This window comes from Streptomyces sp. DS1-CR2 (genome assembly GCF_055760475.1).
In genome coordinates this window covers 567,429-581,329 of the sequence record NZ_CM147085.1, presented here as the reverse complement: position 1 = coordinate 581,329, position 13,901 = coordinate 567,429, and the positions used below count along the sequence as shown (strand labels likewise).

Here is a 13,901-nt window from a genome sequence, read left to right as displayed (position 1 = left end):
GATGACGGTTATCTCGATTGTTGATGTCAGAAAGCTGTGGCGTTGGGAGGCTCCGTTCACGACCCGGGCGGGAGCGGAGTTGCGAGGACGGCGCGCAAGGTGTGGCTGAACCACGCGAACAATCCTGCACAGTGAGCCTGAACTTCGTCACGTGCGCAGGCCAACTGGCGGACGTGTCAGCCAACTTGGCCGTTGGCGTCATTGCTGCGGGCTCTGTACAGGCTGGTGCGTGTGGATGTGACGGGGTGTCTTGGGTGTGACCTTCTGTCCGGGCGCCGGGAGTTGCCCGGGGGCGGCGTGACTGGTTGCCAGGGTGGTCTTTGGCGGGGGTGCCTCGCCGGGAGGTCGACCACCATGACCGTCCAGTTCGGTGCGTGCCGGTCACACCGGTCCTGGGGCAGGTCAGGGAAGCGGTCGCCGATGGACTTGGGCATCATGCAGACGCACAGGTCGTTGCGGATCAGTTCGGCAGCGGCGCCGATGCCGCTCAGCTCGAAGGTTGTGCTGGGTCGACACCCGCGGCCCGGAAGGCCCGGTCGACCGCGTGGCGGATGGCCCAGCCGGATGTGAAGTCCACCAGGGGCAACTGGGCGATGTAGGCGAGCCGGACCTGGCCGTTCGGGGTCCGCAACAGTTGGAACGTCGCGGCGCGTGGCGGCTTCTTCGCGGCCGCCGCCGCGCCGTCCACCTGGTACACCGACTTCCGGGCCGACATTCTGACCATCGACGTACCGGCCCTGATTCTGCATGGTACGGGCGACCGGATCCTGCCCGTCGAGGGAACTGCGCGACCGTTCCACAAGGCGCTCCCGTCCGCCGACTACGTGGAGATCGAGGGCGCCCCGCACGGACTGCTGTGGACCCACGCGGACGAGGTCAACACCGCGCTCCTCGCCTTCCTGGGGAAGTGATCCCGGCATAGGCCGGCCGAAAGGCCTACGGGTCAAAGCTGCTGTCGGGATCTCTGGGACGGGGATCCCGACAGCAGCTCGCACGTGATCGAGGACCCCTGAGGCGAGCGGCGCCGACTCTTCGAGAGGCGCCAGGCCCCGCGGCTTACTGGAGTTGGGACGCGAGGAGAGGAATGCGTCGCCCTGGAGCCCGGCACTCACACACCAAGGCAATACCTTCGACAGCAGCAGCCGCGAAGCCCGCTTGCGGCGACGGGTCCCGCCCTCTCGCTGACGGCGTAATGCGACCTGAGCGCTCACCGCCCCGCTGTGACCGCCTGACCTGCGGACATACCCTATGCGTTCCCCATCAGAAGAGACGTTCCGAGGGGTAGTTGAGACGACGCCCTGACCTGTCGCTTCGCAATTGTCCGTAAGGCCCTGCTCGGTGGACGTGGTGCAGGAGGCAGCGCACGGATACTTGTGAACGACATGAGCCAGTACGTAAGGAGACGGCTTGTCCCGCACCCATCCCCGCAAGTTCTCACGTTCTGAGACCACACGGGCCGAGGCATTCAGTGACGGCGTGTTCGCCATCGCCGTCACGCTGCTCGTCCTCAATCTCGCCGACCCTCCGCACAAACCGGGCGGCCTTGGCCAGGCTCTGTTGGCTCAGTGGCCTGCCTATCTCGGCTACCTGGCGTCCTTCGGCTACGTCGCGGTGATCTGGCTCAACCATCACCAGGCCTTCGTACGCATCAGGACCATGGATCGCGGGTTGCATGCCGCCAACCTGTTTCTGCTGCTCACCACGGGGTTGTTGTCCTTTCCGACCGCGGTGGTGGCAGACGCGCTGCAGGCAGATCCCATGGGCATGGACGCGCGGATGGCCGTCGCCCTGTACGCCGGCATCGCCGCGGCGATGTGCCTGAGCTGGGTGGCCTTCTACCAACAGATCTCCCGTCGGCCCGAGCTGCTGGACCCTGATGTGGAGGACACGTACGTGCGGCACGGTCGGCTTCGATCCTGGGCCGGTACCCTCGCCTACACCCTGGCCGGGCTTCTTGGGGCGCTCGTCGCACCGCTGCTGGCGGTCGCCGTGTTCGTCCTGCTCCCCGTCTTCTACTTCGTCACCAGCGAGGGTCTGCCTGGTGGGACGGTTCCGCTTGATGCCGGACATCGGGCCGACGAGACAGGTCGTGACGGTGCGGTCTGACGGGCGCTGTGACGTCGTTGGGTGCGTGAGTGTCTGATGGCGCCGTCGGGGTGTGGTGGGCTTGCGCGGCGCCGCCCACCCGCGGAGCGTCCGGCGGCGGCCTCGGCGCGGAGGCTTTGCAGGAGGATGTCGAGCAGGTTGTCGTCGGCGTCGACAGCCCGCCACACGTCGTGCCCGTTGATCTTCACGGAGACCTCGTCCAAGTGCCACTTGTCCCCGGGCCCGGGCCGGGGGCGACTGCGGCGCAGTCCGTTCGCCTAGGTCTGGCTGAACTTGGCGGACCTTCGCGGCCTCCTGGTCGGCGAAGCGGTGCCAGACGGCCTGGGTCTGGTCGCCCACATCGCCGCCTGCGTGGCGCCGGCCTACGGCCGGGTGGTGGTCCATCCACCAGAACGGCGACACCTTGGACTTCGGGAGGATGTCGAACCCTGGCGTCGTGGTCGTCGAGCGGTACCGGGAACTCCTGGTCGACGACTTCGCGCAGGTCGCGCAGGCCACCGCTGCGACGGTCGCGGAGTTCACCCGGGACGGTTCCAGGGCCTGGGAGCTGCGCGAGATGATCCACGGGTTCGACAGCAATCCGGTGGGCTTCAACCTGGTAGACGTCGAGTGCGGCGAGTGCCACGGGGCTGTCGACGTAGGCCGGCCTGATCTCGACCTCGCTGCCGACGTCCACTGGGTCGAAGAATGCCACCATCCGGTCGACATCGTTGTCGTCGTGGAGCGGTGCCTCGGGACGGTGCTTGGACCAGCCGTGCTCGTCGGCGTGCTGGGCCGCCTCCATCTGGAGCCGGGCGCTGTCGCGCCGCACGATCTCCGCGAGGTGGGCTGTGGGGGTACTCATCAGGATGGGGCCGCGGAAGCCGTGGCGGACGAGGCGGGGCAGGTAGCCGCAGCGGTCGAGACGGGCGTGGGTGACGACCACGGCGTGGATGTCGGAGGCGCTGCAGGGCAGCTTCTCCCAGTTGCGGCGGCGCAGATCGGCGAAACCCTGGAAGAGGCCGCAGTCGACGCGGATCCTCGCGTGATCGATCTCGACCAGGAACTTGCTGCCGGTGACGGTACGCACTCCACCCAGGAACCGCAGTAGAGCGGGGCGGGAGGAAGAGGCCGATGTGGACTCAGCTGACCCTGACATGGCGGTGGCCCTCATTCCGGCACGGCGGATTCCACCGTCCCATGGGGCACGGCTCTCGGGATGGGCCCGGCCGGCCCAGGCGGGCGACCGTCGGGCCCATGCGCGTCGGGCTGCAGGAAGTCAGGCTGGCTGTGACCCGTGCTGGACGGGGCGAAGGAGACCCTGCCGGACGTGGAGAACAGGAAGGGAAGGGCGACGTCATGAAGGCACTCGTCTTCCACGGCCCAGGGCAGACGTCCTGGCAGGACGTTCCGGACCCGGGTATCGAGGATGGCGCGGACGCGGTGGTCCGCATGGACGCCGTCACCATCTGCGGCACTGACCTGCACATTGTCAAGGGCGATGTGCCCGAGGTGACCCGGGGCCGAGTCCTGGGGCATGACGCGGTCGGAACGGTTGTCGAGACTGGTGACGACGTGCGTAGCGTCCGTCCCGGCGACCGGGTCCTGATTTCCTGCATTTCCTCGTGCGGCCGCTGCTGGTTCTGCCGTGAAGGGCACTACGGCCAGTGCCGGGGAGGCGGGGGCTGGATGCTGGGCCACACTGTCGACGGCACCCAGGCGGAATACGTCCGGGTGCCCTTCGCCGATCTGTCCGGGTATCTGCTGCCCGCTGCCGTCGACGGCTACGACGCGGTCCTCCTTGCCGACATCTTTCCCACGTCGTACGAGGTGGGTGTCCTGAACGGGAAAGTGCGGCCCGGAGACACCGTTGGCGTGGTGGGTGCAGGTCCTATCGGACTGGCCGCTGTCGCCACCGCTCAGCTGTACCGCCCCGGCCGGATCATCGCGATCGACCTCGCCGATTCCCGGCTGGCCGCGGCTCGTTCCCTTGGCGCGGACGCGTCAGCGAGCGCGGACGACGAGCCCGAACGTCTCGTCGAGGACCTGACGGACGGGCTCGGCGCCGATGTCGTCATGGAGGCCGTCGGTGTGCCGGAAGCCTTCGAGATGTGCACGCGCATGGTGCGTCCTGGCGGCCGCGTCGCCAACATCGGTGTCCACGGCAAGCCGGCCACCCTCCACCTCGAGGATCTGTGGATCAAGGACGGCACCCTCACCACCGGACTCGTCGACACCTACTCGACTCCGATGCTGATGAAGATGATGGCGGCCAAACGACTTCCGGCCACCTCGCTGATCACCCACCGCTTCGAACTCGGACAAATGGAGGAGACGTACGACGTCTTCTCCCGCGTCGCCGAAACCGGAGCCCGCGAAGTGGCGTTGGGCGGTCCCCAGCACACCACCGTGACCCTGCCGAACGAGGGGATCTGAACACCATGCCCAGCACGACACCCAAACCGGTCCGTGCCACTGCCCACGAAGCCGGACACACCGACCTGGGCCGACGGATCGCGGCCCGGCGCGAGGAACTCGGACTCACCCGCGAGCAGGTCGGCAACCGCTGTGGAGTGGACGCCAGCTACATCGCATATCTGGAGGAGCGGGCCGCTGCACCGGGCAGCGGATCACTGGTACGTATCGCCGACGCCCTAGGAACCACCGTCGCCGAACTGTCCGGAGCGACCACCGAGCAACCGCCCGGTCAGGGGGCAGCTCAGCGCGACTCCGAGCTCGTCGCGCTGAGCGAGGCGGAGTGCCGTCATCTGCTGTCAACGCATGGCATTGGCCGCGTGGCGGTGTTCACCCGTGACGGCCCCGTCATCTTTCCGGTCAACTACGTTGTCTCCGGGAGCGAGATCGCGTTCCGTACCTCGTGGGAATCGCTGCTGGCCGGTGCGGCCGGCGCCCGCGTGGCCTTCGAGGTCGACCACATCGACGATGCGATGGAACAGGGCTGGAGCGTTCTTGCCGTCGGTGAGGCCGCCGGCGTCACCGACGGCGAGGTGATCCGGCGGCTGGACGCGGCAGCGCGTTCCCTGCCCTGGGCGGGCGCCGACCGCAAGTATTGGATGTCGGTCATTCCCGTCCAGATCACCGGCCGCCGCGTGGTGCATCGGTGAGTCCGATGCGGGCCGTAGTCTTCGATACCGACGGGGTCCTGCTCGACTCGGCGGTGCTGAACGCGAAGGCCTGGAAAGCCGCCTTCGACGGTTGCCTCGACGCGTGGGCTTCGCACGGCGCGAAGCCAGCGGCCCTTCGACGCCGATCGTGAATACCGTGAACTGGTCGACGGCAAGCCCCGTTTCGACGGCGCGCTCGCCATCCTGACGGCCCGCGAGCTGGACCTCGCCTGGGGCGCACCCGATGACCAGCCGGGCTTCGACACGGCAGCGCGCGTCGGAGTTGGTCCTGCTGGTCGACGGGCACTGGCTTGGCGGAGGCAAGTGGTTGTCGCGGCGGCTGGCTGCCGCCGACCCCGGGCTGCACCGCGCGTTGACCGAGGCCGCCGCGCAGGCGGTCGCCGGGGACACAAGCGCCTTCGCCGCGGCCGTCACGGAGGTGCTGGACCGAGCCGGCGGCCCGTTGTGGGACGGGTACGCCATCCGATGAGTCGAGGGTGTTGCGCCCGGTAGGTACTGGTGAGCCCGAACCGAAGGGAATCTCATCGCGAGTGTCATCGTCATCGAGCTCATCACCCTGGACGGGATCGTGTCCGGCCCGGATGATCATCTGCTGCCGCCGCCGAGCGGGCCCGGGCTGTGCGCCACGGGTGGCGGCTTGTTGTCCAGGTGTCTGCCGAGGCAGGGCTGATCGGTAGGGCCGCAGGCAGCGAAGAAGGGGTGGGTCCGATGGGTCTGGTCAGCAGGCAGCAGATGGGTGCGGACGTCGACTTCTACGCGTTGTGGCTGGAGGATGCGGACGACACGAGTGAACGGGATGAGCCGGAGGATGGCGCCCCGTTCGTCGCCGCATGCGGCCAGCGGGTCTATCTGCAAAGCGGCGGACACACCCACACCCCGGCCTTGTCGGTGGAGGTGTGGGATGACCAGCCGCCTGCGGACGGCGGGGTGTGGGAGGCCCAGGGCGAGGCGGGCATGGATGTCCCCGCCGGCCAGGTCAGGGTGTGGACCTACGGGGGCCCTGCGAGGACACGATTGAGCTCGGTCAGGCGGGTCGGCGCTGGCATGTACGGGTGTACGTGAGCGGTCGCGAGCGGGTCCGTGAACTGGCCGAGCAGGAAGTCCCGGTCCACGCCCCGCGAACGGCAGAAGTCTGGCGTTCGCGGCGGCCCTGGGAAAGACACTGGACGCGCAGGTCCACCCCCGCCACACCCTCGTCCTTTACACTTTCGCCGTCACATAGCGTGAGGAATGATGTGAGAAGAGTGATTGAAGTGCTGCGTAGTCCGCGGCGCCCCCTCGTGCTCGGCGCGGTGCTGGCCGTCGCGCTCGCCGCACAGTCAGCTCTGCTCGTCGCCCAGCAAGTGCAGATCGACGACCTGCGGATGCAGCCCGTCGACGACCAGGCGAGCGTTGAGCCTGGCCCTTCAGGGCCGTCCGGTCCCCCCGGCCCCTCGGGTCCCGCTGGCCCTATCGGCCCGGCAGGCCATGACGGCACGGACGGGAAGGACGGCAAGGACGGCACAAACGGGAAGGACGGCACGAGCGGGAAGGACGGGAAGGATGCTGTCGTTCCGCCGGCGCCGGCTCCAAGTTAGAGTCTCGGCGCCGCACTGGCCGGCTCCTCCGGGGTGCACTGGAGGGTATTCCGCCCTTGCACGGGGCCGGATAGGGCAGTCGGAGTTGTGGACGGCGCCCGGACGAGGTGCAGCGCCGCCGAGAGTGCCGGACGCGCCGTTGGCGCGGCGCGGGATCGTCAACCGGCCGTCGGGGGTCGTACCCGGTCCGTCGCGTTCATCGCGGTTGTGGCCTGAAAGCAGACGTCGAAGCCCGTGACACATCTCGGGCTTCTCCGCCCGCCGGAAGGGACGCCCGAAGTAGGTGAACATGGTTCCGCACACCGCCTGCGATGCGCCCGTGACGTGCTTCAGCTCCTCCCTGCAGTGATCGGCAGAAGCGGAGTGTCCGGTCGCCCCGGGAAGGACGCTCGCCGTAGAGATCCGCTTTGCCTCGCCCTTGCCTTTTGCTCCTTGTCATCGCATAACGTGAGGAATGATGTGGGAAGTATGAAAGAGGCGTGGCGTAGCCCGCGACGCCGCCTTGCACTCGGCGCAGCGCTGACCGTCATGCTCGTCGCGCAAGCAGCTGTGCTCGTCGCCCACCAGCAGCAGCTCGACGAACTCCAATCACGGCGCATCGCCCTCCAGGGGAACAGCATCCGGCAGGGTCTGCCCGGCCCGCCTGGCCCCTCCGGCCCCTCCGGCCCGGCTGGCCCCACCGGCCCGACAGGCGTGCCGGGGCGGCATGGGTATGACGGCCATCACGGCAAACCGGGGCGCGACGGAAGGACAGGAAGACATGGCAGGAACGGGGTGGTTATCTACCTCAGGCCGTGCCGCCATTCGGCCGCCTGTACCCGCTGCTCTTCAAAGCTGTCACCGGTCGTTACGCGTCCCTTTCATCAGCCGCCTAGGTCAGCCCGAGGTCCGCGAGCTGCTGGAGTTTGTCGTCGGTGAGTTTGTCCCGCCGGCTCTTGGTGTTGGTTAGCCACACTCCGACTCAAATACCTTTCTCCGGGTGTTCGGCACCGCGCCCGGCCGGCGACCGGCTTGAAGTCGAGCATCTGCTGGTACCCGCCCTCGCAGTGGTACTGCTGGTACTGCGTGCCGTCGGCGGTGGACAGGTTGGGGTCGTCCAGGCACTGACCGCTGTGCTGGGCCAACGCGACCGTGGAGACGGTGGTGTTGGACGGTGGCAGCAGGGTGACGGTGTAGCCGTCAGCGGCATCCGTCCACGGCACGCTCACGGACGCCGAGTTGCCGCTGACGGTCAGGGTCTGGTCGGAGACCGTCACCGGACCCGTCACCGCGCCGCCGCCGTTGTTCGGTATGCGCTGGACTATCGCGCGCACCCGGCTGTTCTCCACCACCGAGGTGGTGTCGAGGCGGTTGAGGTTGACGGTGACGTCGCCGTTGTTGCCGTTGTTGCCGTTGTTGCCGAGAAGGATCTTCGCGTTGCGCGCGGTGTTGTCCTTGGTCGCCAGCCCGTCGGTGTTCGTACCGGGCGTGAGGTTCACGATGTTGCCGGTCTGGGAGCCGTAGTAGCGCTACACAAACCACTCGCCGAGCGGCAAGTACTGGCCGGAGCTGTTCTTGGTGAGCAGGTTGGCTGCGTAGTCGTGCAGGTTGGGGCCCCCTCCCCAGTTGGTGCGCATCCCGTCGGCGCCGGCCCGTTCCAGGCGGCAGATGAACCAGCCGCCGCCACCGGGGTTCTGCTGCTCGCGCCCGGCGTACTCGTTGATCTGGTACGGGCGGCTGTTGGTCAGGCCCGCGGCGGCGAGGGTCGAGTTGGCGCTGCTGACGGCCTGGACGGGGTCGTGTGGTGTGGCATGCCAGCTGTAGATGTCGGGGGCGACGTTGTTGGCCTTGATGTGGTTCAGGTAGGTGGTCCACCAGGTGTTGGAGGAGTTGGGCTGGGTGGCCACGCTGGGGCCGACGATGAGCTGCCTGGGGAGGTTGGCCCGCACGGCGGCGTGGAACCGCGACCAACATCTGCAGGTACTGGCTCTGGGGCCGGTCCCAGAAGCCGTTGAGGTCCGGCTCGTTCCACAGGTCCGGGGGAGGATTGCCGGGGATGGAGCGTCCCCGGGGCTGTGGGGAGACAGCCGGTCAGCGGCTGTCTCGGTGTGCGTGTGCCTCGGCCAGCAGGAGGTAGCCGCTGGCGGTCCAGGTGTAGGCGCGGTCGCGCAGGCCGGTTCCGGTGACGGCGTCGAAGTTCTCGGCGAAGCCGTGGGTTTCGCACAGGGCGCGGAAGCGGGCACTGATCTCGTCGGCGAGGCGGTGGTGGCCGGCGCGGCGCAGGCCGTCCTCGACGAGGACGGTGGCGGGGGCCCAGATCGGGCCGCGCCAGTACCCGTCGGAGAGGTAGTGGGGTGAGGTGGTCCGCTCGGTGGCCAGGCCGTAGGAGGTCAGGTGGGTCTCGATCCGGGCGCCCAGGGCTTTGCCGACGTGCTCGGGCAGGTGCTCGCCCAGTGCCATCGGCATAAGGTCCAGCAGGCTGGCGCTGTCCCAGGTCGCGCCGCTGTCGACACCCCGGGCCACGAAATGCTCTCCCGTCCACAGCTCGTCGAGCATCGCGGCCTGGGTGGACTGGGCGGTACGGGTCCAGCGGCGGGCCTCGTCGGCAAGGCCCAGTTCGGTGGCCAGGCCGGACAGTTCGCGGAGCTGGAGGGTGAGGAAGGCGGCCAGGTCGGCGGTGACGACCACGCGCTCGGGGTCGAAGGTGGTGGCGTTGTCCCAGCCGCTGTCGTTGCCGTGCTGGTAGTGGGGCAGGGCGGCGCCCGGTGCGCGGCGGGCGGTGAGCCAGAAGTCCGTCCACCGTGCCAATCGGCGGTAGATCTCGGCGAGTTCGGTCCGGCTGAGGGGTTCGGGGAGCCGTCTGCGCAGGTGGGACAGGGTCCAGCCGTGGATGGGCGGTTTGACGAAGTTGTAGAGGACCTCGGAGTGGGTCACCGAGTCGGGCAGGGCCCCGGTCTCGTCCTGGTGGTCGAAGGGCAGGGAGAACTGGTCCCAGGCCAGGGCGGGGGCGCCGGGTGCCAGGGCGAGGGCGTTGAAGCAGTGGTCCCAGCTCCAGACCTTGTCCATCCAGTGCTTGGACATCAGCACCGCGGGCCGCGTGACCAGGCCCGCCGGGCGGACCGTCGCCGACCACAGGACGTACGCGGCGAGTTCGGCGGCCGGGGTGCGGGACGAGCGCCAGGGGGCCACCGCGTCGACGAACGCGGCGAAGGCGTGCTGCGCGGTGGCCACGACGGCGTCGAACGTCTCCGAGGACGTGTAGGGCAGGCATGCGCTGTCCAGTTCCTCGATCGCCGCCTCCCAGACTCCGCCGGGGGCCGCGGTGACGGTGACGCCTCGTTCGCCGCTGCCGAGGGCCTGGCTGCCGGACACCCCGGCGACCGTGCCCGCCAGCATGGTGACCCGGTAACGGCGCCCGGTCTCGTACGACGTGAACACGTACGCCCCGTCCACCGGGTCGCGATAGAAGTAGGTGCCCGTGAAGGGGGTCAGGGTGTCCGCCGCCGCGGTGAAGCGCAGGGCCAGTCCTTCGCCGCGCAGGCGGACGGTGTCCGGTGAGGCGTAGGCGAGGCGGATGCGGCCTTGCTCACCGGTCCAGCTGAGCAGGCCCGGGGTCGCCTCGACGCGGGTCCCCGCGCGCTCGCCCGTCGTCGTGTCGAGGGGCGTGAGGCGCAGGACGGCGTGCATGCCGTTCTGGTGCGAGACGAGGTGGAGGTCCTCGGCCCGGGTCTTCTCCGCCAGCACGGGCGAGATGCCGAACCAGGAGCCGTGCGTACTGAACGGGATGTCATGGAGGGAGAAGGCCGGGCCGGATCGGGCGGCGGTCATGTGGTGTGACTCGTTTCTTCAGCAGGGTGGCCGACAGTGGTCGTCCGGTGGTCAGTCCTTGACGGCTCCGGCCGTCACGCCGGCGGCGACGTAGCGCTGGGCGAGGACGAGGATCACCGTGGCGGGCAGCGAGGCCACGACGGCGGTGGCCATGATGGCGTTCCACTCCTGGTTGTTGTTGCCGATGTAGTGGTAGATGCCGAGGGTGATCGGCTCGTGGGCGCCGCCGTTGGCCAGGGTGCTGGCGAAGACGAAGTCGGACCACGACCACAGGAACGCGAACAGCGACACGGTGACGACCGCGTTGCGGCTCATCGGCAGCACCACGGACCGAAAGGTGCGCCAGGGCCCGGCCCCGTCCATCTGCGCGGCCTGGAGCAGTTCGCCGGGGATGCCGGACATGAACGCGGTGAAGATCAGGACCGCGAAGGGGACGGCCAGGGTGGAGTCGGCGACGATCAGGCCGGGCACGGACTGGAGCAGGCCGAGCTTGAGGTAGATGGCGTAGAAGCCCATCGCCATGATGATGCCGGGGATCATCTGGGCCACCAGGAAGAGGAAACTTAAGGCTCCCCCGCCGCGCGGGCGGAGTTTCGCCAGCGCGTATCCGGCGGGCGCCGCGAGCGCCACGGTCAGCGCGACCGTGCCCAGGCCGATGACCAGGCTGGTGCCCAGGTAGGGCAACTGCTGGTCGAACACGGCGCGGTAGCCGGCCAGCGTGCCGTGTACGGGGAACAGGTCGGGCGGGGACTTGCGCATGTCCTGGTCACGAGTGAAGGACACGTTGAGCATCCAGTAGACCGGGAAGAGCATGACGGCGGTGAGTGCCAGGCCGAGGGCGGTCTTCCACCCCGTACCGCCAAGCCGGAGCCGGTGCAGCAGGTTGTTCATGCCAGTGCCTGCTTTCTCTGGACCCTCAGGTACACCAGACCGAAGACCAGGGCGGCGACGACGAGCAGGTTGCCGACGGCCGCACCGGGGCCGAAGGCGGGCAGCAGGTTGCCGAAGCCGAGCCGGTAGGACCAGGTGGCGAAGGTGGTGGACGAGTCCGCCGGGCCGCCCTTGGTCATGATCCAGATGATGTCGAAGACCTTGAGCGTGTAGACCAGCCCCAGCAGCAGGGTGATCGCGGAGACGGGGCGCAGCAGCGGGAAGGTGATGCTCCAGAAGCGCTGCCAGGCGTTCGCTCCGTCGAGGGCCGCGGCCTCGTACAGGTTCGCCGGGATGGACTGCAGGCCGCTGTAGAGCACGACCAGGTTGAACGGGACGCCGATCCAGATGTTCGCGATGATCACCGACGTCAGCGACCACTCCGGGGAGGTCAGCCAGTTCACCGGACCGACGCCGACGGCGTGCAGTGCCGCGTTGACGACACCGGAGTCGCTGTTGAGCATCCACGACCAGGTGGAGGCCGACACGATCAGCGGCAGCAGCCACGGCACCAGGAACAGCGCCCGCAGGGTCGCGGAGAGCTTGAAGTGCTGGTTGAAGAAGACGGCGAGCGCCAGGCCGATGGCGTACTGGAAGAACAGGCACACGGCGGTGAACACCACGGTGTGGGACAGGGCCGGACCGAAGGTCGGGTCGTCGAGGACCTTCCGGTAGTTGGCGAGTCCGGTGAACGGCGCGTCGCCCTGGACGAAGGAGCGGACGGTGTAGTTGCGCAGGCTCAGGTCGAGGTTGCGGTAGAGCGGATAGGCGTAGAAGAGGACGAGGTAGAGGATGACCGGGGCGAGGAAGGCCCAGGCGGCCCACTGCTGGGAGGTGGGGCGACGGCGCCGGGTCGTGGTGCGGGCCGGGAGCGGGGCGGCGAGGGCCGCCGCCCCGTTCCGGTTACGCACTGGCCGGCGGTCCGGCAGATGTGTCATGCGATTCATCAAGAAGCCCTGGGTCGCGGTGCCTGACGGTTTACTTGGCGGCGTCCTGCGCCGCGGTGAGCGCGTCCTTGGGCGACTCGGAGCCGCTGAGGGCGGACTGGACCGCCTTCCACATCTGCTCGGAGATCTTCGGGTACTTGGTGCCCAGGTCGTCACTGGTGCGCCCCTTGGCGGCCTTGACCGCGTCGACCCAGGGCTTCAGCTCGGCGTTCGCCGCCACCTGCTTGTCCTGGACCTCGCTGGTCGGGGCCACGTAGGACAAGGTGGTGTCGGTGGCCGACAGGTTCTCGGCGCTGGTCAGGCAGGACACCAACTTCTGGGAGGTGGCGTAGCGGCCGGTGTCGCCCTGGACCGGGACGGTGACGAACTCACCACCCGTCGGGGCTGCGGCATCCCCGCCCGAGGCGCCGGGGATGGGCAGGACGCCGTAGTCGAAGCCGGCCTTCTTGGCGCCTGCGAGCTGCCAGGTGCCGTTCTCGGCGAAGGCGTAGTCACCGCTGGCGAACTCCTGCCAGCTGGTGGTCTGGGTGTTGTTGAGCACCGAGTTCGGGGCGTACCCCTCCTTCAGCCAGTCGGTCCACAGCTTCAGCGCCGAGGCGCCCTCGGGCGAGTCGAGTTCGGTCAGCTTCGCGCCCGAACCCCAGAACCAGGGCAGGAACTGGAAGCTGCCTTCCTCCGTGCCGATCGCGGAGAACGTGATGCCTTTCTTGCCGGCCTTCTTGGCCTTCTCGAGGGCTGCCGTCAGCGACTTCCAGTCCTTGACCGAGGCGATGTCCACCCCGGCGGCCTTCAGGACCTTCTTGTTGTAGTAGAGGGCGAGGGTGTTGGCGCCGATCGGCGTGCCGTACGTCTTCCCGCCCGACTGGCCGGCGGCCAGCAGGTTGGGGTCGACCTTCGAGGTGTCCAGCTTGTTGTCGTCGGTCGTGGTGAGCACGCCCGCCTCGGCCAGCGTCGACACCACCGGATTGTCGACGATGAGGACGTCGGCGGAGTTGTCCTGCTGCGCCGCCAGCAGCGCCTTGTTCGCCAGGTCACTGGTGTCGAAGGCGGTCCGCTTGATCTTGACGCCGGCCTTGGTGCCACAGTCGTCCAGCAGCTTCGCCCAGGCCGAGGTCTTGTCGAACTGCGGGTACGGGTCCCAGATGGTGTAGGTACCACTGTCCGCAGCCTTCGTGGAGGGGGTGCCGTCGCCGGAGGAGCATGCGGTGGTGACGGCGGTGAGGGCGACAACGGTTACGGCAGTGGCAGTGAGACGGCGCCTGGTGGATTTGTTCATCGGGCGTTCCTCTGTGTCAGGCATGGGCATGCCAGTGGAGGGGAGTTGGACGGATGGCAGGGCAGGGCAGGGCAGGCTGAACAGCGCTGCGGAGTCGCGGAGCTGCCGGTTGAACGGTGACGGGACGGGAGGT

14 protein-coding genes and 2 pseudogenes are annotated in these 13,901 nt (G+C 68.5%); 8 read left to right on the top strand and 8 right to left on the bottom strand.

Features of this window, described 5'->3' with window-relative positions:
* Positions 1-487: 487 nt before the first annotated feature.
* Positions 488-715 carry a hypothetical protein gene (locus ACY0PA_RS02935; RefSeq protein ID WP_473083181.1) on the bottom strand — a complete coding sequence of 76 codons (228 nt, stop codon included), beginning with the start codon at positions 713-715 and terminating at the stop codon, positions 488-490.
* Here ACY0PA_RS02935 and ACY0PA_RS02930 point away from each other — a divergent pair.
* Together ACY0PA_RS02930 and ACY0PA_RS02925 are read left to right on the top strand one after the other, a co-directional pair.
* Positions 624-911: pseudogene (locus ACY0PA_RS02930) on the top strand (alpha/beta fold hydrolase); the annotation flags it as partial. The gene ACY0PA_RS02935 and the pseudogene ACY0PA_RS02930 overlap by 92 nt on opposite strands.
* A 496-nt stretch (positions 912-1,407) precedes the next feature.
* Positions 1,408-2,106, top strand: a complete 699-nt coding sequence (locus ACY0PA_RS02925) for a TMEM175 family protein (protein WP_473083180.1) — start codon at positions 1,408-1,410, stop codon at positions 2,104-2,106.
* Positions 2,107-2,192: 86 nt separating this feature from the next.
* Here the strand turns inward: ACY0PA_RS02925 and ACY0PA_RS02920 are convergent.
* Positions 2,193-2,342 (bottom strand): annotated as a pseudogene (locus ACY0PA_RS02920) (DDE-type integrase/transposase/recombinase); the annotation flags it as partial.
* A gap of 200 nt (positions 2,343-2,542) precedes the next feature.
* Here ACY0PA_RS02920 and ACY0PA_RS02915 point away from each other — a divergent pair.
* The 6 genes from ACY0PA_RS02915 to ACY0PA_RS02890 all read left to right on the top strand — a co-directional run bounded on the left by ACY0PA_RS02915 (position 2,543) and on the right by ACY0PA_RS02890 (position 6,808).
* Entirely contained in the window at positions 2,543-3,196 is a 654-nt protein-coding gene (locus ACY0PA_RS02915; protein ID WP_473083179.1) for a hypothetical protein, read from the top strand.
* 248 nt (positions 3,197-3,444) lie between these two features.
* Entirely contained in the window at positions 3,445-4,521 is a 1,077-nt protein-coding gene (locus ACY0PA_RS02910; protein WP_473083178.1) for a zinc-dependent alcohol dehydrogenase family protein, read from the top strand.
* 5 nt (positions 4,522-4,526) lie between these two features.
* Complete coding sequence (locus tag ACY0PA_RS02905) at positions 4,527-5,210, top strand: helix-turn-helix domain-containing protein (RefSeq protein WP_473083177.1); 684 nt, start codon at positions 4,527-4,529, stop codon at positions 5,208-5,210.
* 244 nt (positions 5,211-5,454) lie between these two features.
* Positions 5,455-5,700: a hypothetical protein gene (locus ACY0PA_RS02900; RefSeq protein WP_473083176.1), complete on the top strand. Its 246-nt coding sequence runs from the start codon at positions 5,455-5,457 to the stop codon at positions 5,698-5,700.
* Positions 5,701-5,939: 239 nt separating this feature from the next.
* Entirely contained in the window at positions 5,940-6,293 is a 354-nt protein-coding gene (locus ACY0PA_RS02895; protein WP_473083175.1) for a hypothetical protein, read from the top strand.
* 191 nt (positions 6,294-6,484) lie between these two features.
* Complete coding sequence (locus tag ACY0PA_RS02890; protein WP_473083174.1) at positions 6,485-6,808, top strand: hypothetical protein; 324 nt, start codon at positions 6,485-6,487, stop codon at positions 6,806-6,808.
* Between the two features lie 863 nt (positions 6,809-7,671).
* On the opposite strand, the gene ACY0PA_RS02885 is transcribed toward ACY0PA_RS02890, so the two are convergent.
* From ACY0PA_RS02885 to ACY0PA_RS02860, 6 genes are all read right to left on the bottom strand, one after another.
* Positions 7,672-8,286, bottom strand: a complete 615-nt coding sequence (locus tag ACY0PA_RS02885; RefSeq protein WP_473083173.1) for a hypothetical protein — start codon at positions 8,284-8,286, stop codon at positions 7,672-7,674.
* 30 nt (positions 8,287-8,316) lie between these two features.
* Positions 8,317-8,736 (bottom strand): hypothetical protein, encoded by a 420-nt coding sequence (locus ACY0PA_RS02880; RefSeq protein WP_473083172.1) that lies wholly within the window; start codon positions 8,734-8,736, stop codon positions 8,317-8,319.
* Between the two features lie 142 nt (positions 8,737-8,878).
* Complete coding sequence (locus ACY0PA_RS02875; RefSeq protein ID WP_473083171.1) at positions 8,879-10,615, bottom strand: amylo-alpha-1,6-glucosidase; 1,737 nt, start codon at positions 10,613-10,615, stop codon at positions 8,879-8,881.
* Between the two features lie 51 nt (positions 10,616-10,666).
* On the bottom strand, positions 10,667-11,506 hold the full coding sequence (locus ACY0PA_RS02870; RefSeq protein WP_473083170.1) for a carbohydrate ABC transporter permease: 840 nt from the start codon (positions 11,504-11,506) through the stop codon (positions 10,667-10,669).
* Positions 11,503-12,492, bottom strand: a complete 990-nt coding sequence (locus ACY0PA_RS02865) for a carbohydrate ABC transporter permease (RefSeq protein ID WP_473083169.1) — start codon at positions 12,490-12,492, stop codon at positions 11,503-11,505. The genes ACY0PA_RS02870 and ACY0PA_RS02865 overlap by 4 nt, the downstream gene beginning before the upstream one ends.
* A gap of 31 nt (positions 12,493-12,523) precedes the next feature.
* Positions 12,524-13,768, bottom strand: coding sequence for a sugar ABC transporter substrate-binding protein (locus ACY0PA_RS02860; RefSeq protein ID WP_473083168.1), 1,245 nt, complete (start codon positions 13,766-13,768; stop codon positions 12,524-12,526).
* Positions 13,769-13,901: the final 133 nt, after the last annotated feature.